At 59.0% G+C, this 24,107-nt stretch carries 24 protein-coding genes; 8 read left to right on the top strand and 16 right to left on the bottom strand.

Features of this window, described 5'->3' with window-relative positions:
- Nucleotides 1–94: 94 nt before the first annotated feature.
- Nucleotides 95–1,138 (top strand): GlxA family transcriptional regulator, encoded by a 1,044-nt coding sequence (locus HUW35_RS14050; protein WP_181252889.1) that lies wholly within the window; start codon nucleotides 95–97, stop codon nucleotides 1,136–1,138.
- Nucleotides 1,139–1,148: 10 nt separating this feature from the next.
- Here the strand turns inward: HUW35_RS14050 and HUW35_RS14045 are convergent, their stop codons facing one another.
- The gene (locus HUW35_RS14045; RefSeq protein ID WP_255463316.1) at nucleotides 1,149–1,694 is read right to left on the bottom strand and encodes a class I SAM-dependent methyltransferase; all 546 of its coding nucleotides are present in this window, start codon (nucleotides 1,692–1,694) and stop codon (nucleotides 1,149–1,151) included.
- A 134-nt stretch (nucleotides 1,695–1,828) separates the two neighbouring features.
- Complete coding sequence (locus tag HUW35_RS14040; RefSeq protein WP_181252888.1) at nucleotides 1,829–2,341, bottom strand: Hsp20 family protein; 513 nt, start codon at nucleotides 2,339–2,341, stop codon at nucleotides 1,829–1,831.
- Between the two features lie 218 nt (nucleotides 2,342–2,559).
- Here HUW35_RS14040 and thpR point away from each other — a divergent pair, with 218 nt between their 5' ends.
- Nucleotides 2,560–3,156, top strand: a complete 597-nt coding sequence (gene thpR / locus HUW35_RS14035) for an RNA 2',3'-cyclic phosphodiesterase (RefSeq protein WP_181252887.1) — start codon at nucleotides 2,560–2,562, stop codon at nucleotides 3,154–3,156.
- A 114-nt stretch (nucleotides 3,157–3,270) separates the two neighbouring features.
- On the opposite strand, the gene HUW35_RS14030 is transcribed toward thpR, so the two are convergent.
- Nucleotides 3,271–4,194 (bottom strand): hypothetical protein, encoded by a 924-nt coding sequence (locus HUW35_RS14030; protein WP_181252886.1) that lies wholly within the window; start codon nucleotides 4,192–4,194, stop codon nucleotides 3,271–3,273.
- Between the two features lie 682 nt (nucleotides 4,195–4,876).
- Here HUW35_RS14030 and hpf point away from each other — a divergent pair.
- Nucleotides 4,877–5,233, top strand: coding sequence for a ribosome hibernation-promoting factor, HPF/YfiA family (hpf, locus tag HUW35_RS14025; RefSeq protein WP_181252885.1), 357 nt, complete (start codon nucleotides 4,877–4,879; stop codon nucleotides 5,231–5,233).
- Between the two features lie 297 nt (nucleotides 5,234–5,530).
- Here the strand turns inward: hpf and gorA are convergent, their stop codons facing one another.
- Nucleotides 5,531–6,892 carry a glutathione-disulfide reductase gene (gene gorA, locus HUW35_RS14020; protein ID WP_181252884.1) on the bottom strand — a complete coding sequence of 454 codons (1,362 nt, stop codon included), beginning with the start codon at nucleotides 6,890–6,892 and terminating at the stop codon, nucleotides 5,531–5,533.
- Between the two features lie 344 nt (nucleotides 6,893–7,236).
- Between gorA and HUW35_RS14015 the strand changes: the two genes are divergently transcribed.
- A complete protein-coding gene (locus HUW35_RS14015; RefSeq protein WP_255463315.1) occupies nucleotides 7,237–7,704 on the top strand; it encodes a hypothetical protein in 468 nt (155 codons plus the stop codon).
- Between the two features lie 57 nt (nucleotides 7,705–7,761).
- Here HUW35_RS14015 and HUW35_RS14010 read toward each other — a convergent pair whose 3' ends face one another.
- From HUW35_RS14010 to HUW35_RS13995, 4 genes are all read right to left on the bottom strand, one after another.
- Nucleotides 7,762–8,952 (bottom strand): TIGR01620 family protein, encoded by a 1,191-nt coding sequence (locus HUW35_RS14010; protein WP_181252882.1) that lies wholly within the window; start codon nucleotides 8,950–8,952, stop codon nucleotides 7,762–7,764.
- Nucleotides 8,952–10,403 carry a YcjX family protein gene (locus HUW35_RS14005; RefSeq protein ID WP_181252881.1) on the bottom strand — a complete coding sequence of 484 codons (1,452 nt, stop codon included), beginning with the start codon at nucleotides 10,401–10,403 and terminating at the stop codon, nucleotides 8,952–8,954. Before HUW35_RS14005 ends, HUW35_RS14010 begins: the two co-directional genes overlap by 1 nt.
- A gap of 228 nt (nucleotides 10,404–10,631) precedes the next feature.
- Nucleotides 10,632–11,420, bottom strand: a complete 789-nt coding sequence (locus HUW35_RS14000; RefSeq protein WP_181252880.1) for a GIN domain-containing protein — start codon at nucleotides 11,418–11,420, stop codon at nucleotides 10,632–10,634.
- A gap of 92 nt (nucleotides 11,421–11,512) precedes the next feature.
- A complete protein-coding gene (locus HUW35_RS13995; RefSeq protein WP_181252879.1) occupies nucleotides 11,513–11,932 on the bottom strand; it encodes an HIT family protein in 420 nt (139 codons plus the stop codon).
- Nucleotides 11,933–12,361: 429 nt separating this feature from the next.
- Between HUW35_RS13995 and HUW35_RS13990 the strand changes: the two genes are divergently transcribed.
- The 3 genes from HUW35_RS13990 (at nucleotide 12,362) to tcdA (ending at nucleotide 14,379) form a co-directional block, all read left to right on the top strand.
- Nucleotides 12,362–12,796 (top strand): hypothetical protein, encoded by a 435-nt coding sequence (locus HUW35_RS13990; protein ID WP_255463314.1) that lies wholly within the window; start codon nucleotides 12,362–12,364, stop codon nucleotides 12,794–12,796.
- Between the two features lie 208 nt (nucleotides 12,797–13,004).
- Nucleotides 13,005–13,469 carry a peptidylprolyl isomerase gene (locus HUW35_RS13985; protein WP_181252878.1) on the top strand — a complete coding sequence of 155 codons (465 nt, stop codon included), beginning with the start codon at nucleotides 13,005–13,007 and terminating at the stop codon, nucleotides 13,467–13,469.
- A gap of 112 nt (nucleotides 13,470–13,581) precedes the next feature.
- Entirely contained in the window at nucleotides 13,582–14,379 is a 798-nt protein-coding gene (tcdA, locus tag HUW35_RS13980) for a tRNA cyclic N6-threonylcarbamoyladenosine(37) synthase TcdA (protein WP_181252877.1), read from the top strand.
- Between the two features lie 9 nt (nucleotides 14,380–14,388).
- Here the strand turns inward: tcdA and HUW35_RS13975 are convergent, their stop codons facing one another.
- The 6 genes from HUW35_RS13975 to HUW35_RS13950 all read right to left on the bottom strand — a co-directional run bounded on the left by HUW35_RS13975 (nucleotide 14,389) and on the right by HUW35_RS13950 (nucleotide 21,307).
- On the bottom strand, nucleotides 14,389–16,065 hold the full coding sequence (locus HUW35_RS13975) for an aminotransferase class V-fold PLP-dependent enzyme (RefSeq protein ID WP_181252876.1): 1,677 nt from the start codon (nucleotides 16,063–16,065) through the stop codon (nucleotides 14,389–14,391).
- Nucleotides 16,062–16,850 carry a TatD family hydrolase gene (locus tag HUW35_RS13970; protein WP_181252875.1) on the bottom strand — a complete coding sequence of 263 codons (789 nt, stop codon included), beginning with the start codon at nucleotides 16,848–16,850 and terminating at the stop codon, nucleotides 16,062–16,064. Before HUW35_RS13970 ends, HUW35_RS13975 begins: the two co-directional genes overlap by 4 nt.
- A 249-nt stretch (nucleotides 16,851–17,099) precedes the next feature.
- On the bottom strand, nucleotides 17,100–17,960 hold the full coding sequence (locus tag HUW35_RS13965; RefSeq protein ID WP_181252874.1) for an SDR family oxidoreductase: 861 nt from the start codon (nucleotides 17,958–17,960) through the stop codon (nucleotides 17,100–17,102).
- The gene (locus HUW35_RS13960) at nucleotides 17,957–18,952 is read right to left on the bottom strand and encodes an SDR family oxidoreductase (protein WP_181252873.1); all 996 of its coding nucleotides are present in this window, start codon (nucleotides 18,950–18,952) and stop codon (nucleotides 17,957–17,959) included. The genes HUW35_RS13965 and HUW35_RS13960 overlap by 4 nt, the downstream gene beginning before the upstream one ends.
- A 39-nt stretch (nucleotides 18,953–18,991) precedes the next feature.
- Complete coding sequence (locus HUW35_RS13955) at nucleotides 18,992–19,948, bottom strand: bile acid:sodium symporter family protein (RefSeq protein ID WP_255463313.1); 957 nt, start codon at nucleotides 19,946–19,948, stop codon at nucleotides 18,992–18,994.
- 12 nt (nucleotides 19,949–19,960) lie between these two features.
- Nucleotides 19,961–21,307 (bottom strand): NAD(P)/FAD-dependent oxidoreductase, encoded by a 1,347-nt coding sequence (locus tag HUW35_RS13950; protein WP_181252872.1) that lies wholly within the window; start codon nucleotides 21,305–21,307, stop codon nucleotides 19,961–19,963.
- Between the two features lie 230 nt (nucleotides 21,308–21,537).
- On the opposite strand from HUW35_RS13950, the gene HUW35_RS13945 reads away from it, so the two are divergent.
- The gene (locus HUW35_RS13945; RefSeq protein ID WP_255463312.1) at nucleotides 21,538–22,509 is read left to right on the top strand and encodes an AraC family transcriptional regulator; all 972 of its coding nucleotides are present in this window, start codon (nucleotides 21,538–21,540) and stop codon (nucleotides 22,507–22,509) included.
- A 36-nt stretch (nucleotides 22,510–22,545) separates the two neighbouring features.
- On the opposite strand, the gene HUW35_RS13940 is transcribed toward HUW35_RS13945, so the two are convergent.
- On the bottom strand, nucleotides 22,546–23,469 hold the full coding sequence (locus tag HUW35_RS13940; protein ID WP_181252870.1) for a DUF3445 domain-containing protein: 924 nt from the start codon (nucleotides 23,467–23,469) through the stop codon (nucleotides 22,546–22,548).
- A gap of 104 nt (nucleotides 23,470–23,573) precedes the next feature.
- Nucleotides 23,574–24,092 carry a hypothetical protein gene (locus HUW35_RS13935; RefSeq protein WP_181252869.1) on the bottom strand — a complete coding sequence of 173 codons (519 nt, stop codon included), beginning with the start codon at nucleotides 24,090–24,092 and terminating at the stop codon, nucleotides 23,574–23,576.
- Nucleotides 24,093–24,107: the final 15 nt, after the last annotated feature.

Genomic DNA, 24,107 nt, shown 5'->3' with positions numbered 1-24,107 from the left:
TCCGGCCCCGGAACAACCGGGTGCCACCGGCAAGTCCAGGTAAGCGCCGCTGTCGCGGTACCAGACCGAAGCACGAAGTAGTAGAGATTCCCCCATGCCCACCGTCACATTCATGCTCATCGACCAAATGCTCTCCACTGGTACCGTACTGCCACTGGAGATGCTGCGCGGCGCGGAAAGCCGCGCGCGTGCGGAACGAAGTACAGCCAAAGCGAAAACAGACGCAAACTGGGCCGAAGGCACCAGCGCCGACAAAAAGAACACCCCGCTCAACCTGGTGACCGCCAGTATCGACGGTCAACCGGTGAAATCCCGCTCCGGTTTTACCCTGGCACCGGATGTGGCCCTGGCCGATGCACCCGACAGCGACATCATTTACCTCCCCGCCCTGTGGCGGAACCCCCGCCCCGCCCTGCGTCGCAGCAAAGCACTGCTGGACTGGCTGAGCGAGCAGGCGGAAAAAGGCGCGGCGATCAGCGCAGTGGGCACCGGCGTATGCTTTCTCGCAGAAGCCGGCCTGCTCGACGGCAAACCGGCCACCACCCACTGGCATTACTTTGACCAGTTCGCAGCCAGCTACCCGGAAGTAAAGCTCAAGCGCCAGTACTTCATCACCCAGGCAGACAAGCTGTTTTGCGCCGCCAGCGTCAACGCACTGGCCGATGTCACAGTGCACCTGATCCGCCAGCTTTACGGCCCATCAATCGCGAGCCATGTAGAGCGAAATTTCTCCCATGAAATCCGTCGGCCATTTGAGGAAATCGCCTATTCGGAAGGCGCTGTGCACCTGCATCCGGATGAAGAAATCGTACAGGCCCAGACCTGGCTGAAACAGCATTGCAGTGAAGATGTAAAACTCAGTGAAGTGGCAAAATACTTCGACATGAGCGTGCGCTCATTTAACCGGCGTTTCAAACTCGCCACCGGCCAGACACCACTCCAGTACCTGCAGAATGTACGGGTGGATATGGCGCGGGAACTGCTGCAGTCGAGCAATCTGTCGGTCAATGAAATTGCCGAAAAGGTCGGGTATCAGGATATGGGTCACTTCACCGCCCTGTTCAAAAAATTCCTTTCCACCACCCCGAGTGAATACCGCACCACGGTGCGTGCAAAACTCTTCCGGGTGAATACCTGAACCTTTGGGTTCAGGTGGGCTTGCTCAGGAAGATTACGTCACTACCGTGGAACGCTACCTCGGCACCCAGGTGCTGCGCCAGCCAGTGAAAGGTGTGCGCACTGAAAAATACGATATGGGTAGGGTCGCGGATATAGTGCCAACTGGCAAAGCGCTCCGGCGATGCCACCAGTTTCGTCATCAATGCCAGCACACCGCCCGGGTGAATCTGCTGCCAGAGCATCTCCAGCACAGATAACGGCTCACTCAGGTGTTCAACCACCTCGGTGCTCACAACAAAATCAAAATGCTGCCCCAGCACCGAATCATCGGGCTGATAATACAGGTCGTAAGTCGCCATGGTATGACCGCTCTGCGCGAGCATTTGCGCGAGCGCGGGCGCCGGGCCGCAGCCAAAATCCAGGCCGCGAGAAGATGCCGGTAATCGCTCCAGCAGGGGCGCAGCACAGCGGCTCAGGAATCGGCGGTATCCCTCGTCCGCCGCGGAATTCTCATGCAAATCGTAATAGGCCTTTTCAGCCTGCGGGGAGAGGTGAAATTCGGGAGGGACGAACACCAACGTGCATTCGCCGCACTGGTAATAAGAGCGAAATTTATCGCGATGATAAAACTGTGCCGCCGGATGGCGGCACAGTGGACAGGGATACTCAGATCCCCGCCCGTCAGTTTCCGATTGCAGCAGCGTCACATTCAGGCTGCTTGATCGCGCCCTGCATCCGCTTTCACACCGGATACCTCGGCTGCGGATTTACCTTCGTCCTGTTTGGACTGCAGCAGGTTACCACTGGAGATTTCTATCTTGCGCGGTTTCATGGCTTCGGGAATTTCCCGAACCAGCTCGATATGCAGCAAGCCGTTCGCCAGCTGGGCATCGGTTACCCGCACGTGATCGGCGAGCTGGAAACGTCGCTCGAAATTTCGTGCGGCGATTCCGCGATGCAAGAAATTGCGCTTGCCTTCCTCGACAGGCTTTTTGCCGCTGACAGTCAGGCGATTTTGTTCCATCTGGATATCCAGTTCGGACTCGTCAAAACCCGCAACGGCCATTGAAATTCGGTATGCGTCCTCACCAGTCAACTCGATATTGTAGGGAGGGTACGCGGGCTGGTTCTGCTCGGTCGTGGTCATGTTATCCAGCAGGCTGGCCAGACGATCAAAACCGATAGCGGAACGATACAGAGGGGAGAGATCTAAATTACGCATTGTCATATCCTCAATTCAGAGCAATATTGGTAAAACGCCTGTACACGATGTACCAGGCAATTCATTTCCGGCCAGTCGCCTTAAACGTTTCCGCAAAATTTCGGGAAAGGTACTTGGCAATTTACCGGTCTGAGGAAGGCACCTCTGTCGAGCCTGCCGCCCTCACCAATGTATATAGGGGCACCACAAAGGGCTTCAAGGGTAAAAACTGAAAATTTATGCAAAAAGTTAGTGGCGCGCAGAAAGCTGTTACAGATTCAACCACCCCCGGATCCCTTGTACGCCTGTTTATCGGCATTGCCCCGGACGCCGCAACCCAGCGCTTCCTGGACGCCACTGCGCAACACTGTGACGGATTCGGGCTACCTCGTGATTGCCGCTGGCTCAGCCATGCCAACCGTCACCTCACGCTGGCGTTTCTCGGCGACACCGATGTCGGGAAAATTGATGCGGTAGAGGGAATCCTGCGAGAAATTGCCGAGCGCAGCGACGCCTGCTGCGGGCAGATTGTCAGCACCCATCCCTTCCCCAGGGAAAGGGCAAAAATGCTCGCCAGCGAGTTGCTTCCCAACCCTGAACTCATGTCACTGCACCGACAGTGCAGCGCACTGATGGAAGCAATCGGCAAGCAACCGGAACGCAAAACTTTTCGCCCGCATTTCACGCTGGCCAGAAGCCGATCGGGCTTCGCCCGGATACCGCCCGTTCCCGCCGCTTTCACCTGCAACCTGGACAACCTGACCCTGTACCACAGCCTCCTCGCTCCCGGCGGCAGTCAATATCGTCCGCTGCTCACGCTACCGCTGCGGTCCTGACGCCGCCCCCGACAATCCACTACACCCGCCTCGCAGACACAAAAAAGGCCCGCAATGCGGGCCTTTCTGGATAGCGCTTCAGCGGCGCTTGGCGTTTAGGCTCCGGATGACCGGTTAGTCCAGCTGTTTCAGGACGTACTCCGGATACATCACCAGGCGCGGACGAGACAGGCGGCGGGCGTCAAAAATAAATACATAGCGTTCTCCGTCGTCATCGGAGGGAATCGTACGGCGGAACTTCCATGAGTTGATCTTGTAAGTCTGACGACCAGCACTCACCGGAGCGATCAGACGATACTGATTTTCCCCCAGAAACTCGAACTCAATGGATTCATCCCCGGACGGGCGCAGGGACAGATTGCGGAACGTCTGCTTGCCGCTATCGCCCTCATCGAGCTCGCCCAGCAGCTTTTGCAGGCGCTCGCGCTCACCGCGCACATAGTCCACCAGCTCTGGGTCCACTTCGCGCTGTACCGCCTGGGACACTTCCTGAACCTCAGGCTCCGTCGCTTCCGCCGATGAGGCCTGCGCCTCGGGCGCCTGCAGTTCAGGCATGGTCGGCTGCTCCAGCGCGGCGAGGCTCGGTTTCGGAGCCGCTGGCGCCGCCGCAGCCTTGCGGCTCGCCTCTTTTTCGTTCTCCGCCTGCACCAGCATGGCCTTGACCAGCTTATCGACCCGCGCCTGCTGTGCCGACAGACGGGATTTACCTGCCTCCACAGAGGCCTGAGAAGCCTTCAGGCGCGACTCCAGTTCCCCGAAGGTGGACTCGATGATCTCAACCCGGCGATTCCGGCTGTCTACCCCACGCTCGGCCATTGCGTATGCGTGCTTCGCCTTGTGCAAGGCGCGCTCGGTATCGGTGTTGGCACCCAGTTTATGTTCGCGCTCGGCAGCCTTGAGCTCTTTCAGGGTTTGCTCGTGATTTTCACGAGCTTTGGAAAGTGACTCTTGCGCACGTTTGAGTTTGTACTCATACGCGAGCATTTCATTCTCTACATCCTCGAGCTCTACCAGTCGGTTTTCCTGGGTCTGCTCCATTCGCGCAAGTTTGTTCTGTTCAACAGTTAGATTTGATGCCCCCTGCACCAACCCGCACCAGCTGAACACCCCCAACGCGCTCGCAAAAAACAGAGCGCGGCCACGCTTTACCGCCATAGTCAAAAGTCCGTTGTTTGAATTTTTACTTCAGAAATCGCACGGGTTTGTCGCGGGTAACGCTGACTGTATACCGTTCCACCGTTCCAACCCGGGCCTGTCCGGCTTAGCACCGCATCACCCCAGATACAGGCGATACCCGGAAAACCCGGGGCGCACAGAGCCCCCATGAGGCGGCTCAATGTAACCCAGACTTATTTACGCAGCAATGACCATGCCAACGAGATTGATTTACCCCTGGTGACTTGTGCCTGAAAACGAAATATTGCGACCCTGAAAAAGTTCCCCCGCCGCTAGCAATTTTTTATGACAATTTATTGATCGCGGTGCTTGATTTTTTTTTTGAGAATCGCATTATGGATCACAGGGAGATACTCCTGACCCAGTTGGGAAACCGGCCCGGGCGCAAAACACACTCATTGCCGTTAAGGCAAATATTGAACATGCGACCTCTGGTGATCCGATTTTCCTGCTGAGCAGAACTCCCTACAGGGCGCCCTACCTTCTTTTAGCAAACCGCACATTGCGGCCTGCATAGACCCTTTATAACCGGAGGTATGTGCCAATGAAATCTGCGCCTTACGATAACATCGTGTTCCGTGATATCGATAAATCTGCAGCCCTTGCAGACACCGTATCCAGAAAGCTCAATAAGCTGGAACGTTATTGTGGCGACATCATACGAAGCCGTGTAGTCCTCGAAGCCCCTCATCAGCACAAGCACAAAGGCAAGCAATACAAGGCTTCCGTCGAATTGGCCCTGAGCGGCAATCCGGTCACCATCACCAATGAAAGCGACTCTATCCACCGCGCTGTGAACGGAGCATTCAGTTCTGTAGAGCGCTGCCTGAAAGAACGGGGGGATCGTCGCAAGACCCGCCGCTACCAGGTACCGACACTGGAAGAGCCCGAAACCGAATAATCTGCCGGGCCTGCCCACGGAGCGCCAACGCCCGGCAGGGCCCCAGCGAACAACTTTCAGGTTTAGTTAGCGGCATGCTTTCTGGCGCCTCCTCCGGGCCGGCGCCAGCGGCCAAAGCCGGACTCCATTGATGGCCCCTTGATGGCCCCTCGGGCAAGGAGTGAAAAAACACAAAAAAGGCCGTGCCAGACAGATTAGCTGCTGGCACGGCCTTTTTATTGCCTCCCATCGGGTGCTGCGCGCCCGTGGAAGGCAATGGCGATTGCCTTCCTATACCCTCTACTTACATATGCGATATCAGTCGGCCACCGGCGTGCGCATGGTGACAAACTCCTCCGCTGCCGTGGGGTGGATACCAATGGTCTGATCGAACACCGTCTTGGTCGCCCCAGCCTTCATGGCCACAGCAATGCCCTGAATGATTTCTCCCGCATCTGGCCCCACCATATGCGCACCGACCACCTTGTCGTTACTGCCATCCACGATCAGTTTCATCAGGGTACGCTCGTCACGCCCGCTTACGGCGTGGCGCATAGCGCGAAAATCCGACTTGTAAATCACCACCGGAATTTGCGCCTGACGCGCCTCTTCTTCCGTAAGGCCAACAGTCCCTATATTGGGCTGGCAAAAAACCGCTGTGGGAATGTTGTTGTAATCGATCTCAGCGGTTTTTCCCGTCTGCCAATGCTTGACCAGCGCCATGGCCTCAGCCAGCGCCACCGGAGTAAGTTCCGGGCCACCGGTAACGTCGCCGAGGGCAAAAATCGAGGTGACGCTACTGCGGAAGTTGTCATCCACCCCAATGGTTCCATCTTTGTGCAGCACCACACCCAGCCGTTCCAGGCCCAGCCCGTGGGTATTGGGTTTTCGGCCGGTGGCATACAGCACCGTATCGACCTCCATCTCACCACCATCGGCATCAATCACCTTGAGACTGCCGTCGGCCTGCTTCTCGATGGATTTCACATCGTGGTTGAAATGCAGGTTCACCTGCTTTTTACTCATTTCGTCGCGCACAAAGTTCCTGATATCCCGGTCGAAACCACGCAGGAACAGATCGCGGCGGTATGACAAATGCGTCTCCACCCCCAGCCCGGCGAAAATACCGGCGAACTCCACCGCGATATAGCCACCACCGACCACGAGCACACGCTGCGGCATAACCTCCAGGGAAAATACCTCGTTGGAGGTAATTGCGTGCTCACTGCCGGGAAAGTCCGGCACGAAAGGCCAGCCACCGGTGGCCACCAGAATACGCTCGGCGGTATAGGTGCTGTCACCGACCGCCACCTCCTGGCGCCCGGTCAACCTGGCCCGACCATCGATAATCTGAACTCCCGCGTTACCCAACAGCTTGCGGTAGATGCCATTGAGCCGGGTTATTTCCTTGGCATTGTTATCGCGCAGCGTGGGCCATACAAACTTGGCCTCGGTCTGGCCCTGCCATCCGTAGGCTTGCGCGTCCTCGAACGCCTCGCGGTAACTGCTTGCATACACAAAAAGCTTTTTAGGTACACAACCCACATTGACGCAGGTGCCGCCCATATAGCGATCTTCGGCTACCGCTACACGCATGCCGGTAGCAGCAGCCATACGAGCAGCGCGCACACCACCGGAACCCGCGCCAATTACGAAAAGATCGAAATCAAACTCTGACAAAATCCACTCCTAACACAAGTTGCCCCCGGATTCCGATAAGGTCGAGGCGCTCAAATTTTCTTCAACAAACTGACAAAAAATGCACCGCACCGGGGTACTCCTACACCGATTTTGCATTAAAAAACCGGTACTGGTTCAGCAAATAGCACATTACTGACTAATCATACTTAAAAGCCGTTGACATCAGATTGGCGTTTCGTTATTCATGTGACGTTTATCACAATAACAAGCCTGATAGCGAAAACAACAGCAGGGCATGCAAAATGAAAACGTTTCACAGATCAAAAGCCGCGCCTTCCCAGAGCCTCACACAGAAGTGTAAATTCCTGCCGCTGAAAGCGGCGATGATGACGAGCCTAATCGCGCTGTGCAGTACTTCAGTATCAGCCAAAACCCATCCGTCTTACCTCACCGAAAGCTATTGCGACGGTCTGGTAGAGCAGTTTGTAGACTCGGGCATGCGAAGTTTAGGGAAGTACGTCAACGAGAACTTCAAACCGGAGTACAAAGGTGGCATTCGCAACACCATCAACTTCCTTAACCAGCGCGCCGAGTGGCTGGGTGAGTGCGATGAGTACCTGAACGACACCGCGAACAGCCGCATTTTTTACGACGACAAAAACACCAAAGCCATTTTCGATGCCATGAAAGAGCTGGCAAAAGAGCTGCAACTGGTACGTGAGGGTGTCGAGTACCCGGACGAGTCCGGTACCAACAATCCGCGACCATTCATCAAGAGCCGCTACGAAACCCTGGCCACACTGGTGGATCAGCACCACACCCGCCTGCTAATGAAAAAGCAGTTCCAGTAATACGCACGCAGGCCCCGAGGGGCCTGCTGTATTTACGCAATCAGAAACTCCGCAAAATCAATCGTCCTGGTTTGGTCCACGAGCATCGCTCCGTCGCGCCGATACCTTTTCCGCTGCAGACTGTGACAGCCCCGCATCCGGCCAACGATTTTGCTCACGCCCCAGCAAACGCTCCTTGAGACTACTGGCAATACGCTTTGTAAGCGCACCAAGTCGCGGCCGCTGTTTTTCAGAAAATGGTATCGGGCGGCAGCTGTGCACCGCGGCGAGGCCGATACGCGCCATAAACAGACTGGCTCCCATGCCCTGCCCCAGACGTGCAGACACGGTACTCAACATGCTGTCGCCCACCAATTCCGGCCACAGTTCACTGACGGCGTACTCACTGGCACCACTGTAGGCCACAAGGGCAAGTATTTTCTTGAACAGGCGCCAGCGCACCACCATAGAGGGACGCACGCCATAGATCTGCGCCACGTCGTCGATCATGCGCATCGACTGGCGCAGGGCCACCAGCACATCGAGAGTGGTGAACGGGCTCAGACCAACCAGCGCACCGGTGGTGGTTGCGTGGCGGACAATACGCCGCAGCGCTTCCTGGTCCAGCGCTTCGAAAAAGTTGAGCTCGAGATGGCGCAGTAGCTCGCTGTTGTCGTAATAATCCGGGGTTTCTTCCTGCACCCTGGCCAGCAGCGCACCCTGCGGCTTGCCAGCAAACAATTCCTGCAGCTGCTGGTTAAGTGGCGCCACCGCATCGGTGGCGCGACTGTCGCGTACCTCCGCCGCGAGCTGCTGGGTTTTTTGCAGTTTTCTCAGTGGCTTGCCCGCACGAAAGTACTCCCACACCGCACTGGCCATGGTGAGCACCAAGGCGCCGATAACGACTCCGGCCAGCAGCCCCAGGCTCCAGTGCATATCCGCAGCCCAGTAGAAAAACTGGCGCAACTCCCAGAACACCGCACCAAATGCCAGCGCCAAGCCGGCAAGCAGTGCGGGCTTCCACATCCGCAGGCGGAAAAAAGGCAGGCGCAACTCGGAAAACGAGATCTTATCCGGTAGCGACTCGCCGGTGGTAATTGAACGCGGCAGCTCGCCGGGCTCCTCTGCCAGGGATTCCACCCGGGTGCTGGCCCGCTCGTGCACCGCGGGCTCTTCCACTTCCAGGTTTTCGATTCGGGTCTGGCGGCGGGGTTTGGGCGCAGGTTGCGCGGCGGATTCAGTGTCCAGTCGATCGTCAGAGGCGCTCATTACACCTTGTCTCCCAACAGCAGATTAAGCAGGGCATCAATTCGAATATGGGGCATATACCCCTCGCGACCGATGCCCACCGGCGGACGCAACTGGGGCGGTAGCCCGCCAGTGTAATGTCGCCATTCGCCGTCCTGCGGTAGATGCGCCATGATCTCGGCATTTTCGAAACCGAGATAACGACCGTCCATTGCGTGCCCTACCAGCATACGGCGCCCATCGCGGACACTTTCATTGGAACAGCGCACCGCGGCAATGGCTTCACAGTACAGGGGCAAGCCGCGATGGCGAGCCCCGGAGAAAACCTGCTGCAACTGCTGCCCGAGCAACTGTCGCAAAGCATCGTGATCTGCCGCCAGCACCTGGTCCACCTTGGTCGCGGCAAACACCAACCTGTCAATCCGCGGGCGCCACAGTTTGCGCAGCAAGCCATTGCTGCCATAGCGGAAAGTGTCGGCGATATGCCCGAATGCCTTGCGCATATCCTCCAGGGATTCCTCGCCGGCAAACAGGGTGCCAATCAGATCCACCAGCACCAGCTGGCGGTCCAGGTGGCGGAAATGGCTATCCACAAAGGGCGCGACCTGCTGTTCGACGTAGTTCCGGTAGCGCGCTTCCAGCACCTTGTACACGCTGTTGTCCGGCAAGGACTGTAATTCGCCCTGCGACTGATGGCTCAATGCCGGCAGCGGGAAAAAACCGTATTCCTCGCTGTCCAGAAGCGCCCTGCCCGGCTGCAGATAACTCAGTTTCCGCTCACCGCGGCAGTCCCTGAGGAACTGGCGGTAGTTCTGCCAGAGGCTGTCCAGTTTGGCCGAATCCACTACGGTTTCCGGCGTCAGCGCGTTCAGTTCCGACAACAGCTCCGGGGCAAGCTCCGCACGGGGTGCGCCGTCCAGCAGATCCCGCTGATGACGGCACCAGGTAGCGAAATCCATTCGCAGCAGCGGCAGGTCCATCAGCCACTCGCCGGGATAGTCGCGTAGCTCCAGTATCACCTTCTGCCGGTAGTCACGCCCCAGGCGCCGCCCCTGCAGGTGCACGTGGAGTTCGAGGGCGGAGAGGTCGCGAGTCGATTCGGGCCAGCGCGGCGGATTTGCAGTGAGCGCATCCAGACATCGCTGGTACTCAAACAATGGCAATCCGGTATCCAGGGCGGGATGCAGTTCGGCGCCCAGCAGGCGGCCATTCAGCGCCGGGGCAAAACCGGGCAGCTGGGCCCGGTCCGGGTGGCTTAGCTGGTAGATCAGGCTGCTGATGAGGGTAGATTTTCCGGCACCGCTGAGACCGGTGATACCGATACAGATTCGCTTGTCGAGCAGGCGCTCCGCGGCCCAGTGGGACTTGTCTCGCGCTTCTTTGCGCAGATGTTTGAAGCGCTCCCGCAGGGCGCGCAAGCGGTGTTTGGCGCCCTTGCCGGACTCGCGGCCGTCGCCGTCAGATGCGCTCATGAATACTCCCTGTATCCACCGGCTGCGTCACGGCCGGCAGTTAAGCAGATTTGCACGGGGACCGGCGCAAAATGCCCAGCAATACCCTGTACCAGCAACACCTGAGATAGCGACGCGACGGTCTCCGGTACTGCCATTGCAATCAGTGTGATGAAAGCAAGATGGAGGCCCGGACGACCGTTTCAACCCCTTGAGTCTAAACCGTTCCGTGTCCTTGTCCGGGCACGGTTACTCCACCAGCGCCACATCGCCAGAGCCCATCACCGAGAAAGACTCATTCGCGGGACGTTTCAGCACAATATCGCCGGAGCCCATTACTGCGCCGCCAGCGTTGGTGGCACTCAGGTTGCGTCCCATAAAGTCGCCGGAACCCATCACTGTCACGTTCAGATTGGCCACTTTGCCGCCGATGGCCATATCTCCGGAGCCCTTGATCTGCGCCGAGAAGTCCTCGCCAATAAAGTTGTCCATACGGATGTCGCCAGAACCGGTAATACCCGCCGAGCCATGCACGGCCAGCACCGTACCCAGAATCAGGTCCCCGGAGCCGGTAACCCCCGTGCTCAGGGATTCGGCAGCCACCTTCTCCACCCGGATCAGACCGGAGCCAGTCACACGCAGGTCAAGTTTTTCGCTTTCCAGGGTATCGGCCATGGCATCGCCAGAGCCAGTGACACGAATGCCGCTAATCACGGGCAGGGTCACGCGGAATTCGATCTCTGGTTCGCTGCTGACGGTAACGATACCGAACAGGCTCTTGCTGTCCTGCTCAACGGAAAGCTCGAGGGTATCGCGCTTCACTTCCGCCTTGGCGTAGGCAAGGTCAGATTCCTCACCATGTGCAGTAATCGAGAAAGTATCCCCCTGAACCACTTTCAGGTTGGAACTCCCTTTTACTGCGATGGCGGTGAACCCGTCCAGCGGGTAGGAGCGGCTGCCCTGCTGGGCCTGCGCAGCGACCGCAGCAAGTGAAAGTGCCAGGGCCAGAGAAACGAAAATAGACAATCTGCGAAGCATGATCTGTTTACCTGTTCTTGTTGATTGCCAGTAGGACGTGGCGACAGCTGCGGATGGATGCACCCACCCGCAACTTTTTAACGCGGGAGGGCTTATTCGGCGTCCTGGCGATAACCGAGCGCTACCAGCGCCTGGCGCAGCTTTGCCGCCTCGGCAGCGAGATCCTCGGGCTCGGCCTGCTTTTGCAGGGCAAAGTCCAGATCCGCGATTTCATTGATCGGCACAAGGTGATAATGGGTGTGCGGCACTTCGATGCCGGCGACCATCACCCCGACCCGCTTCGGTGAATACACCTGCTTTTGCGCCTTGGCGACCTTGCTCGCCACATCCATGAGGTGGGCAGAGACGTCGGCGGGCACATCGTCCCAGTGATTGATCTCTTCGACGGGAATAACCAGGCAGTGCCCCGGCTTGATCGGTGCGATGGTCATGATGGCTACCGCGACATCGTCGCGCCAGACAAAATGGCCGGGCAGGTCGCCGTTGATGATCTGGGTAAAAATGCTCGCCATACTCAGTGCCTCTTATTCCTGTTCTGGTCCATGCTTCGGTTACTGCCCCACGCCGTCAATCTGCCGCGAAACTAAACTGGCAAGTCTACCAGCGGCACTTCGCCCCACGCCACTTCCGGGGACATTCATCTCGCATTCAGGGATTTTTTTACTAGGCGCCGAAGGTTTCAGCGCCCAAATCCTGCACGAAATTAAACACACCGGCACAACCCGTGGAAGAGTGTGACAATTTCGTGCGGCTTCGTTGGCAGTGGTATATCCATCCCGTAATCTTGCCGCCCATATCGCGACAGGCAGCCCCCAGCCCACACCCGGGCCTCCGGCACAGATCCGGAATCAGCACGGGCGCATACGCAGAATTGAGGCAAACCGGGCGCCATCGCGAAAATATCACAAGAATGATTACCATCTCACAGGGGGAATCTACCTATGCCGAAAGTTGTACCCGTTCTCGTACACAAGCCCGTCACACCGGCAGCCCAGGGCAGCAGTCCCGGTTTCAACGAGCAGGGCCCCCTCGCCCAGCTGGGCGGCCGCCCCTTCGTGCACGAAACCGTGGGCGAGTTCTATCACGCCATCGGCAAATACCTGACCCCGGAAGATACGGCCGATCACGGCAAGCAACACAGCCGTCAGGCGCAGTTCCTGAGCCATGCCCTGTCCGGCCAGCCCGAGCCGGTCCACAGTGCCCGCGCCAATTTCCTCGCCCGGGGGCTGAACCCGGCACTGTTCGAGGCGCTGCTGGAGTATTTCGAGGCGCGCCTGCTCGAAAAGGGCGTCTCAGCCAAGGCCAGCAATCGCCTGGTGCGCGCGGCCGCAGACCTCTATGAAAGCTGCCAGGAGCCGTTGTGTATCGCCTGCTAGCGCCGGATTGACGGCGTTAAGCAGCCAATGAACCCCATTTTGCGGAGCGCGGTCCAGTCCGCTTCGCGGGCCTCCTCCCGCCCCCTCGGTTGCGACCGTCGGGGCCGCCCCATACAATGCCCCCTCACACAGCCTTTATCCCCCGTTTGCTTTTCCTTCCGTAAGCGGTAAGCGCTACAACTCACTCTCAAGATACAAGAGATTGCCAATGAAAATTGCTAACCACAGTGTGGTGGAGATCAACTACACCCTGAAAGATGCCGAAGGCACCGTGATCGACTCCTCCGAAGGTGGACAGCCGCTGAAGTACCTGCAGGGCGTGGGCAATATTATCCCCGGCCTGGAAAAGGAAATGCTGGACAAGAGCGCTGGCGACAAATTCACCGTCGTCATCGCCCCGGAAGAAGGCTACGGCCCGCAGAACCCCGAACTGATCCAGACCCTGCCGAGCAGCGCTTTCGGCGGTGTGGAAAAGCTGGAAGTGGGCATGGCGTTCCGCGCCCAGAGCACTGAAGGCCACCCCATTGAAGTGGAGATCATCGACATCGACGGCGACCAGGTCACCATCAACGGCAACCACCCTCTGGCAGGTGTGGAACTGCACTTCGAAATCGAAGTTGTAGCCGTGCGTGAAGCCACGCCGGAAGAAATCGACCACGGTCACGTGCACTAAGTGATCGCCGTGTGCAGGGCCTCCCGGCCCTGCACCCTCCCCACTCCAGCAACCCCTTTCCCGGCCTAGACTGATTCAGATTCCCCGCACGAAGTAATCCCGGAATTTTCCCATGCCCCTCAGCGACTCCTATCTGCAACGATTTGGCGGTATCGCCCGACTCTACGGTGAACCGGCCCTGGCGCGCCTGCACGACGCGCACGTGGTCGTGATCGGCATTGGCGGCGTTGGCAGCTGGACCGCGGAGGCGCTGGCGCGCAGCGGTATCGGCAAGATTACCCTGATTGATCTCGACGACATCTGTATCACCAACACCAACCGCCAGATCCACGCGCTCGTCGACACTGTGGGGGATATCAAGGTATCCGTAATGGCGGAGAGACTGCGCGCAATCAATCCGGACATTGCGATCGAAACCCACGAGGACTTTATCGCCAGCGACAATTTCGCCGAACTGCTCGCCCCGGAAAAAGCACGAATTGATATCGTGATCGATGCCTTTGATAACGCCCGTATCAAGGCTGCGCTGATTGCCTACTGCAAGGCGCGCAAGATCCGCCTGGTGACCGTAGGCTCTGCGGGTGGCAAGAAGGACCCCACCAAAATCACCTGCGCGGACCTGGGGCGCACGGTCAGCGACCCGATGCTGGCCAAGGTGCGGCAACACCTGTATCGCTTTCACAACTTCCAGAAATCCAGCAAACGCCAGTTCGGCATAGACGCCATCTACTCCGCGGAACCCATGGTGTATCCGCAGCCGGATGGACAGGTATGCCAGCAGAAAAGCAGCATGCAAAACGGGGTAAAACTGGATTGCAGCGGCGGTTTCGGCGCCGCCACCATGGTCACCGCCACCTTCGGTTTTGTTGCGGCCAGCAAGGCCATTGAGCGGATCGTGAAACAGGGCTGAGCCCCCCGCTTAACCCACCGACTCGGACATCAGGGCAAACGCGCGCTCCATCAGCGCGCGGAATCCATTGCTGCGCGATTCACTCAATTGCTGCGCCAATCCCAGCTCCTCGAACAGCGTCTCCAGTTCAGCCCGGTTTACCCTACCGGCAGGCTGCCCATTCAACTGGGTCAGCAATAGCGCGCCAAGCCCTTTTACGATCCGGCTGTCACTATCCAGCGCAAACAGGTGTCTGCCACCCTCGCAGCGATGCACCAGCCACGCACTGGATTCACATCCGCGCACCAGGTTTTGTTCGCGGCGAATCACATCCTTGCGAGAAATGGTTTTCGCCCACCCCATCAGGGTCCGATAACGGTCCTGCCAGGTCTTGCGACCGCGCAGTATGTCGACATCGAGCGCAGAGACATCATCCGCAACCCACTCTGGAGCAGCACTAACCGGGGTAACCGACAGCGGCTCGCCGGTATCTTCGGCATCCAGCTGGGCAAAGAACTCCTCGACCCCGGCCATAAACCGCTCCGCGTCCTGCCGGGTGTTGTACGCGGCAAAGGACGCGCGCACCGTGGCGGTGTGGCCCGCGGCACGCAGCAGTGGCTGGGCACAGTGATGCCCTACCCGCACCGCAATATCCCTACCGTCCAGCCACTGGGCCAGGTCGATGGCAGCGCAACGGGGATGAGTGAAAGTGACGATACCGAGATTGCTTTGACTGTGGCTCAACAACACCAGCTCGGGAATCTGTGCCAAGCGGTCGTGCAGGTACTGTTGCAGGCCCTGCTCGTGCCGGGCCATAGCCGGCCGGTCGCAGCGCCCCAGAAATTTGAGACAGGCACCCAGTCCGGCGATGGCAGCCAGGGAAGAGGTTCCCGCCTCAAAGCGGTGGGGCAAGTCCGCAAACTCGCTGGCCAGCAGGTCGACACTGGTGATCATCTCCCCACCTCCCTGCCACGGCGGCAGCTGTGCCAGCAACGCCTCGCGCCCGAACACCAGCCCGATACCGGTGGGACCGTAGAACTTGTGTGCGGAACAGACAAAGAAATCGCAACCAATGGCTGCCACATCCACCACATCGTGTGCTGCCAGCTGCGTACCATCCAGCACCCACATCAGGTCGCGCCCGGATAGCGCCTCACGCAACGCCTGTAGATCGGTGCGAAACCCGAGCGCATTGGAACCGGCGGTTACCGATACAATGCGGGTACGCGAGGTGAGCGCCTCCCCGATACGCGCAAAATTCGGCACGCCCCACTCGTCTGGCACGAAGCGCAGTTGCAGATTGTATCGCTCGGCCATCATCTGCCAGGGCACCAGATTCGCATGATGTTCCGCGGTGGACAGCAGGACTTCATCTCCCGCACGCAGCGTGGCGCACAGGCTGTTGGCCAGCAGATTCAGCCCCTCGGTTGCCCCCCGGGTGAAGATGACTTCCCGAGCAGATTGCGCACCCAGGAACCCCGCGGCATCGCGCCGTACCTGCTCCACCATTTCCGTCGCGCGCCGTGCCAGTCGATGGCTGGAGCGGTGGGTGTTCGCGTTCGCATGCAGGTAAAACTCGCTGATACCCTCAATGACACAGGCCGGCTTTTGTGTGGTTGCCGCATTGTCCAGATATACCAGATCGCGGTTTTCACTTTGCTGGAACAGCGGAAACTGCTGTTTAAATTCTTCGACAGAGAAAGTCATAGATCGAATAGCGCCTGCGTGTTTTTTCCAGTTTGGGCGACAATGTTTTCCACCGGCACTTGGCGCAGCACCGCCAGCGTTTCAGCCACAGCCGGCAAATATTCCGGGCTATTGCGCTCGCCCTGATGCCCGGCATGGGGCATGTCCGGAGCGTCGGATTCCAACAAGAGATGCTCTAGCGGAACGCCTGCCAGGGTCCTGCGGGTCTTGGCGGCGCGCTCATAGGTGATGGAGCCCCCCACCCCCAGATAAAAACCAAGCTTGATATATTCCTCGGCAATTTCCCGGCTACCGGTGAATGCGTGAATTACACCGGCCTTTTTTACCCCAGTTTTTTTCAACGCGCGGATGACTTCATTGTGGGCGCGCACACTGTGCACGATTACCGGTAACGACAGTGTATTGGCTGCCTCCAGCTGCGCCTCGAACACCGGTAGCTGCTGCTCCAGAGGAAGATCAATATTGCCATCCAGCCCGCACTCCCCCACTGCCACACAGCACCCAGCGCCCTGTCGGCGTTCGCGCTCTACCCGCTCCACCACCGCGCGGAACACCTGCTGCGGGGAAAGGGTAAGCTTTGAAACCCACCAGGGATGCACGCCCGCCGCGCCGTACCAGCCCGCCTGCGCATTCACCATTGCAAATAGCGATCGCCACTGGGGAATACTCACCCCCGGAATCACCAGGGCCTGGACACCGCGCTGCTGGCAGCTATCCCAGACCTGCTCGCGGTCTGCGGAAAACGCATCAAAATCAAAATGACAGTGACTGTCGATCAGGGGCATAGAAGGCTCGAAACCAGTTCTCTGCGCGGGTAACAAGGAGGGGCAGCACCCGGCAATCCAGGACGTGAATTGTAGGTCGCGCGCCGTGGAATTGCGACGTCGGGCTAGACTGACTGTTTTCAGGCGGGTTATCGGGGGTATTGCAAATGGGGAAGCGGAAGGAGACGGAAAAAGAGACGGGAGATTGCGGAAAAGCCAACGGAGGCCAGCATCATCCCGATGCCGCCCCCGGATCCTGGCGGACCTGGCTTACTCTCGTACCAGCTTGCGTCCCTCTTCCAGCTCCACGCGGAAGTTTTTTACCATCTGACGCAGGAACAGACGCGGCGCCAGCTTATACAGATAGGCACCGAGCAGGGATTTGTCCCGCGGGAACAACCGCTCCTTACCCGCCATCTGCGCGGCCACAATCCGGTCGGCCATCCAGTCCGCACTGCGCACCTGACCGATGGTGCTCTGCGCGTGGCGGGCTCGCCCGCCGTCGCCGGACAGGGCATTGGTATCGATATCCGTTGCTACGAAGCTCGGATAGACCATCAATACGCGGATCCCCTCTTCCCGAACCTCTTCGCGGAACGTTTCAAAGTACTGATGTAGCGCACTCTTCGCTGCACAGTAACCCGCACGCCCCAGCACCGGCATCCAGCCGGCCATGGAACTGATATTCACCACACAACCACCCGCCGCACGCAGCGGTACCAGCAATCCCTGAGCCAATTCCACCGGCGCGTGGTAATCCACCGCCATCACCCGGCGAATGACCGTATTGGTGGTCTGGGTAGAGAGGCTGCGATGAGTAATACCCGCATTGTTGATCAACAGATCCACATGCGGATAGAGCGCGCGCAAGCGCTCGCACAATTCCGCCACGGCGCTTTCACTGGACAGGTCGGCAACCAATATGTCCGCGTCGATATCCTGTTGCTCAAGCTCGCGACCGCGCGCCGCCAGCGCTTCGCCGTTGACATCGACCAGGGCAAATCGCAGCGGCGTTACGCCAGCATGCGCCTTCACCAGGGACTGGACCAGCGCCCAGCCGAGACCACCCGCAGCGCCAGTGACGACGACAACTTTTGACCGGTTGATATGCTTTACTCCCGTAGCGCTCATGCCGGAACTCCCTGCTCTTTAGCAGTACCAGCACAAGTCACATTGGCTTCGCCGGGGTCGACGCTGATTCCCAGCGCCTTGGTAGCAAAGTAGGCAAAAGCTTCCGCGGAGGTCTTTTTGGGCTGGTAGCCCAGCTCGTTCTTCAGGCGCGTGTTCAACAGCACCGGCCGGTACTGCAGAAACATGACTTGCGCAGGCTGCACATTGCCCAGGCGCAGGTTGTAGCTAACCCACAAAAGTGCTTTCAGCAACCACACCGGCGGACGCCGCAGTGGCTTGCCGAGCAACCGCGCAATCTCCGCCGGAGTCAGGGCGCCATCACCAGCAAGATTGAAAATGCCGCTGGCACTGCGCACCACGCCGTATTCAATCGCGCCGATCACATCCTGATCCCAAATGAAGACAAACGCTGAATTGTGGCCGCCGGGATCGAGAATGCCGCTGCCGGCAAACAGGTCGCTGATCTTGCTGTTGGTGGTGGCACCGATAATAGAACAGGGCCTAAAAATCAGCTGTTTGAGCTGAGGGTGGCGCTGCCGGTATTCCGCCAGCATTTCCTCTACCAGGCGCTTGTGATCGGAATAGGCAAATTCCGGATTGCCGCGCAATGCGTGCGTCTCTTCCAGCCAGGCAGGATTATCTGCATGGTATCCGTATGCGGCACCACTGCTGGTCAGGGTAAGGTGCTCCACTCCGGCGGTAATACAGGCCTCAAGCACGTTGCGCGTGCCCTCCACATCAATGTGGTATTCCCGCGCGCGATCGCGGCCCGGTGAAACCACCGATGCCAGGTGCACCACATGGGTAATGCGCTCCGCACGCATCAATTCCGCAAGGGCAGCATCGCAAATATCCATCACAAACAGCGGGAAAGCCGTTTCCCGGTGCTGGATATCCACTCCCACCACCGGCATGGTTTTACCCAGAAGATCCCCAAGCTGGCCGCCCACATAGCCGGCGGCGCCGGTAATCAATACCCTTTTTTCACTCATTTCTATACAGCTCTTATTGTTGTAGGTGGTGCACAAACCCTACGGGCAATCGCCCGCCGCTTTCGGGGTCGCGGCGAGCAGGCGGCGCTGGCTGAAGTTCCAGTAGCCCGCGAGACTCAAGCCCGATACCAGGTGCCAGACACCCCAGAAACCGGCGATGACCAGCATCTCCCCAGCCTCTGGATAAAACGTAAACAGGATCGCCAGCGCCAGCCCGGAATTCTGTATCCCCACCTCCATGGTGACCGCACGGCGATCCCCCTGAGGTAATCGCGCGGCGCGGCTGGCGAGGTCGCCCACCAGAAAAGCAATGGCGTTGTGCGCAACCACCAGTACCAGTACAGCTCCGGCGATCTGCACCGCGGTCTGCCAGTGTTTGCTGAAGGAAATCACCACAAACAGCAGGAACACCATCAGCGATGCCGTGCGGAAATGACGCTCGCTGCGCTCGGCAAAGCCCGGAAACTTGGCACCGACGATCATTCCCAGGGCCATCGGCAGTGCCAGAACCAACACCACCATCAGCACCATGTTTTCCGCCGGCAGCGCAATAGCCTGCAAGGCGTCGCGAGTATTGGGGTTGAGGCTGCCGTAGAGGGCAAAATTGAACGGGGTCATGACCACCGCAGCGAGGCTGGAAATTGCGGTCATGCTGACCGAGGTGGCCACATTCGCACGCCCGATCCAGGTCATGACGTTGGAGAAGCTACCGCCGGGGCAACAGGACACGAGAATCATTCCCAGCGCCAGTCCGGGACTGATGTCCAGCGCCCAGGTACCCAGGCAGGTGACGGCGGGCAGCAACAGGAACTGCGCCAACAGCCCGGTGACCGGCGCCACCGGGCGGCGTAGTACACGGCTGAAGTCCGCGGTGCGCAGCCCCATGGAAACCCCAAACATCATGAACGCGAGCACCGCGTTCAACGCGATCAGGGCTGCGGGAGACATCTGGAAGCTGTCGATGGACGTCGTAACTACAGTATTCAAGTCATTCATGGCGTAGCGACCTCAGCGGGTCACCGCGGCCGAATTGGATGAAAAACGTGCAGTATCCGCAACCGGAAGGTCCCGGAGCAAGTCCCGAGTGTGACCAGCCAGTGCTTTGAGGTAGGTGTCCTTGTGCACGTAGTAGGCCATGCGCTCCAGCTTCAGGTAATTCATGCCCCCATCCGCACGCTCGCCAGCGGCCGCGCGCTTGGTCTGCTGCAGCTTGCGCGCGGACTCCGCGCCGGCCGCCAACTGCTTGATGTACAGCGCGACCATTTCTGCCTGCCGGTTGCGACCCTCCCAGCCGAGGCCGGCAGCCTCCACCATACCCATCAGAAACAGGTTGTCGTATTCCGGGTGGAACACGTTCAGGTACAGACGCGGCGCAAACCCTTCCCAGTTCAGGTGCGCGCGATCGATAAACGGATAGTGCAGTTTGTAACCGGTGGCCATCATGACCATGTCGTACTCGCCACTACTGCCATCGGTAAAAGTGACCTTATGACCATTCACCTCGGAGATATCCTTGCGCGGTTTTATATCGCCGTGGCCGATATGGTGCAGTATCAGCGAGTTGATCACCGGGTGGGATTCGAACATTTTGTAATCCGGCTTCGGCAGGCCGTACTGCTCCGGCGTGCCGAGCATGAATTTGGAGATGGCCGCACTGATACGCTGCTGCACAAATCGCGGCAGTTTGATCTTGCCGCCCACCGCATCGGTGGCTTTTCCGCCAATAAACTTGGGCAGGAAGTAATAGCCGCGACGCAAACTGATATCCACGCTGCTCGCCCGGTGGGCCGCATCCACCGCAATATCTGCCCCGCTGTTGCCGCAACCCACCAGCAGTACGCGCTTGCCGTCAAAAATGGCCGGATCCCGGTAATCGGAAGAGTGCAGCAGCTCCCCGGCAAACTCGCCGGGCAGTTGGGGCATGTTGGGGTGATGCAGTGTGCCGTTGGCAATCAGCAGTCCACCGAATTCCCGGGTCTGCTCCTCCCCACGACAGCGGGTGGTAATACGCCAGTCGCTCCCGACCCGCTCACAGCTCACCACCTCGGTCTCAAACTCGTAGTGGCGGTAGAGATCAAAGGTCCGCGCGTAGTCGCGGAAGTAATCACGCATCTCACGGTGATGGGGGAAAAGCGCAACGTCTTCGCCCATGGGGAATTCCGCGAATTCGGTCATTTTCTTGGAGGAAATCAGGTGCGCAGACTCGTACATGGTGCTGGTCTCGCTGTCGATATCCCACAGCCCACCCACATCACTGTGAATCTCGAAGCCCACGCAGGGAATCCCGTGCTTGGCCAGGTTACGTACACTACAAAGCCCCATGGGGCCCGCACCGATGACGGCAAAGGGTTTCATTATTTTTCTCCGGGTTTTCTGCTCAGTTGCCTTCCCACGCAACCCGCTGCCGGGTCTGTGTCTGGCGGGCAAACTGACATGTCATATCGCCTTGACCGTCAATATAACGTGACATCCCGATGCGCCGTCGTCATAATCGGGCAGTATCTGGTTAATTTCGGACAGACGTTTTGCACAGAACAGACAACAGAAGCGTAACTTTAAGCTACACACGCGCGATTATAAGCGCCTTGGCGCAACTCCAGCTGAAGCTGCCTTCCCGTGTGGAAGCCATTCTGACCTCCATTAACGATGGAGACAGGGTGCCCATGCAGGTCCAGGAGGAGATCTGGCTGGCGGTACAGGCAGCCCACCCCGATCCGCTACTGGGAATTCGCCTGGGCCAGGCCATGCTGGGCAGCCAGATGGGGCTGGTCGGCTACCTGCTGATGACCCAGAAAAACCTGGGTGCAGCCCTGGACCAGCTGCTGATCTACCACCCACTGCTCGGCGAGGGCGGCCTGTTTGAAATGCGCCGCAGCAGTTTCTACGTGGACCTCTGCTACCGCCCCAACTACCTGCGCTGCGCCCGCCTGCGAGTGGAAACTGTACTGTCCATCTGCCTGGCACAGGCCCGCGCGATGACCGGCCGTGAATTCCAGCCGCAAAGTATCCAGTTTGCCTACCCCACCCCCTCTCTGGCAATTCAGCAGCAATACCAGCAATTGCTCCAGGCGCCGGTGCAGTTCAATGCAGAGGCCTCTGGCATTCGCCTGCGCCCCCAGGACCTGGAAATCCCCCTGGTGGCCGCCGACCGTCATGTGATGGCACGTCTCAAGCCAGAGGCCGATGCCCTGCTCAAGGCGCTAACCAGCAAAAGCCTGCAGCTGCGTGTTGCTCACCTGCTGCAACAGGAACCCCAGCTCAGCCGGGAACAGGTTGCTGCGCGGCTGTGCATCAGCCCCCGTCACCTGGGGCGCAAGTTGCTGGAGGAAAACGCCAGCTTCCGTGCGATCCAGGACGAGGTGCGCAGCCACTATGCCTGTCAGTGGCTGCGCGAGGGAGAAAAGACCAACGTAGATATTGCCGCGGCCCTCGGATATTGCGATGAGAGCGCCTTCGGCAAAGCCTTCAGGCGCTGGACCGGCCTTTCTCCCAAGGCGTTCAAGCTCGACAGCCTGGATAATCTGGCCGACACGGATAATCCCGACAGCACCGAGTGAACGATGCCGGGCACCTCTGTGTGCCCGGCCGGAACCTCACAGGTGCGCGCGGAAAAATGCCTGTAACGATGCACGCAATGGTGCGAGGGATTTGTAGCGCGACTCCTCCGGCGACATCGCCTCCACCGCAGCCTGCAGTGCCGGCAGCCCGCCGGGCACTGCCAGCAAATCCGACAGCGGATTGGTCATCACACGAATACTAAACACCACCGCGCCGGTCTCCGGCAGACGCCGCAGCGACTGCCGCTCGATGCGCAGGTAAAGCGCACCCTCTTCTGGAGCAAGGTCCGCTGAGCCGACCTCATCGACACCACGCTGCAACAGTGCGGGAGAGTCCACCACCGACCAGTTACTGCGCCACACCGGGTACTCCGGCAGCAGATGATCGAAAAAGCGGGCCACCTGCGCACCGAGATCGCGATGAAAGCCCGGCACGGGCTTGTGAATTTTATCCAGGGGACGACCGATTTTTTCTTCCAGACGCCAGTAACTGGGCGCAGCCAGGGACGCTGCCACCAGTTCGTAGCCGCGCGCGCCGGGCAACAAGATACACAGATCGTCTGCCACCCAGAGACTCGCACCCCACAACGGCTCGTCACTAGCGCGCACGACATCCGCACCGGGCCAACAGAGCGCGCCCGCGCCCCCCGGGCAATCGCGCCAGCGCAACTCACCGCCCGCAGCACAATGGTAGGTGTCGTGATCCCGCGACAAATGCTTAGCCATCAGGGTCGCCAACTCCCGCTGGGCAGGAAGTGATGCTGGCAACTGCGCGAATACCCGCTCTCCCAGCCGACGCCGGGCAGCAAGCTTGTTATGCAGGTAATGCGGGAGATTGACACAGGGCTGAATCCAGCCTTGCGGCGCAAGCCGGTTCAATCCCATGTGTACGATGGCGGGTTCGCGGATAAAAGGCAGTACCGCGCGAGGAGAGCACAGGTCCTGGGCAAAGCGACGCATATTCCGCGCCGCTTGCCGGACACCTCCGGAAGAGTCCCGGGGAAGGCTAGGCACCGGAATTGCGCCGGTGCAGATTAGGCGACAAAGCGGTCACAAGCCGCCCATCAACGGGATGCAGTTGCCTGTTGGGCCGCGCGTGCCTGGGACAGTGCAGCCAGGTCTTCCAGCCATACGATATCCGTAGCGGCAATCTTCTGACCGGTGTATTCACCGAGCGCCGCGCGCACCTGCTCCAGGTTTTCAACTTCTTGATCGCCAGTAACGGCTTCGAGCGGCAGCTCAATCCAGGCCTGGCCATTCTGGTCGATGACCGGCTTACCCTCTTCCATCAGATCGGCGTCCTGCGCGCCCTGGTCGACTGCGGTGAGGTGGCGGTCAATGGCGGAAGAACCACCGGCCGGCAGGTAGATAGTGCCGTTGGTGAAGTCTACCGCGAAAGCCACGATACCCGGCAGAATACCGAACAACAGACCTGCGCCATCCAGGATGACCACGACCGGATCAACTCGACCTCCCGCTTGCCCCTTGCGCTCAGGGTACAGAAAGTAACCACATGCGGTGAGATTCAGCATCAGGGTCAGAAGGCAGGAAACGGCGATGCCGCGCTTGATGGATTTGTTCATGGATTTAGATTCCTT

It is taken from the genome of Microbulbifer sp. YPW1 (assembly GCF_013367775.1).
In the GTDB taxonomy this organism is placed as follows: domain Bacteria; phylum Pseudomonadota; class Gammaproteobacteria; order Pseudomonadales; family Cellvibrionaceae; genus Microbulbifer.
The sequence above is the reverse complement of the archived record's forward strand: the minus strand, read 5'-3'. Positions and strand labels throughout refer to the sequence as shown.

Coding starts and splice junctions, on each gene's coding strand:
- HUW35_RS14040 (WP_181252888.1), bottom strand. CDS start 2,341: ATGCGTAATTTAGATCTCTCCCCTCTGTATCGTTCCGCTATCGGTTTT.
- HUW35_RS14005 (WP_181252881.1), bottom strand. CDS start 10,403: ATGAGCGCATCTGACGGCGACGGCCGCGAGTCCGGCAAGGGCGCCAAA.
- hpf (WP_181252885.1), top strand. CDS start 4,877: ATGAAATCTGCGCCTTACGATAACATCGTGTTCCGTGATATCGATAAA.
- HUW35_RS14010 (WP_181252882.1), bottom strand. CDS start 8,952: ATGAGCGCCTCTGACGATCGACTGGACACTGAATCCGCCGCGCAACCT.
- HUW35_RS13965 (WP_181252874.1), bottom strand. CDS start 17,960: ATGAGCGCTACGGGAGTAAAGCATATCAACCGGTCAAAAGTTGTCGTC.
- HUW35_RS14030 (WP_181252886.1), bottom strand. CDS start 4,194: ATGGAGCAGACCCAGGAAAACCGACTGGTAGAGCTCGAGGATGTAGAG.
- HUW35_RS13995 (WP_181252879.1), bottom strand. CDS start 11,932: ATGGCGAGCATTTTTACCCAGATCATCAACGGCGACCTGCCCGGCCAT.
- HUW35_RS13950 (WP_181252872.1), bottom strand. CDS start 21,307: ATGAAACCCTTTGCCGTCATCGGTGCGGGCCCCATGGGGCTTTGTAGT.
- HUW35_RS14015 (WP_255463315.1), top strand. CDS start 7,237: ATGATGACGAGCCTAATCGCGCTGTGCAGTACTTCAGTATCAGCCAAA.
- HUW35_RS13990 (WP_255463314.1), top strand. CDS start 12,362: ATGCCGAAAGTTGTACCCGTTCTCGTACACAAGCCCGTCACACCGGCA.
- tcdA (WP_181252877.1), top strand. CDS start 13,582: ATGCCCCTCAGCGACTCCTATCTGCAACGATTTGGCGGTATCGCCCGA.
- HUW35_RS13985 (WP_181252878.1), top strand. CDS start 13,005: ATGAAAATTGCTAACCACAGTGTGGTGGAGATCAACTACACCCTGAAA.
- HUW35_RS13970 (WP_181252875.1), bottom strand. CDS start 16,850: ATGCCCCTGATCGACAGTCACTGTCATTTTGATTTTGATGCGTTTTCC.
- HUW35_RS13975 (WP_181252876.1), bottom strand. CDS start 16,065: ATGACTTTCTCTGTCGAAGAATTTAAACAGCAGTTTCCGCTGTTCCAG.
- HUW35_RS13940 (WP_181252870.1), bottom strand. CDS start 23,469: ATGCGTCGCTTTGCCCAGGACCTGTGCTCTCCTCGCGCGGTACTGCCT.
- thpR (WP_181252887.1), top strand. CDS start 2,560: ATGCAAAAAGTTAGTGGCGCGCAGAAAGCTGTTACAGATTCAACCACC.
- HUW35_RS13955 (WP_255463313.1), bottom strand. CDS start 19,948: ATGAATGACTTGAATACTGTAGTTACGACGTCCATCGACAGCTTCCAG.
- HUW35_RS13960 (WP_181252873.1), bottom strand. CDS start 18,952: ATGAGTGAAAAAAGGGTATTGATTACCGGCGCCGCCGGCTATGTGGGC.
- HUW35_RS14050 (WP_181252889.1), top strand. CDS start 95: ATGCCCACCGTCACATTCATGCTCATCGACCAAATGCTCTCCACTGGT.
- HUW35_RS13935 (WP_181252869.1), bottom strand. CDS start 24,092: ATGAACAAATCCATCAAGCGCGGCATCGCCGTTTCCTGCCTTCTGACC.
- HUW35_RS14000 (WP_181252880.1), bottom strand. CDS start 11,420: ATGCTTCGCAGATTGTCTATTTTCGTTTCTCTGGCCCTGGCACTTTCA.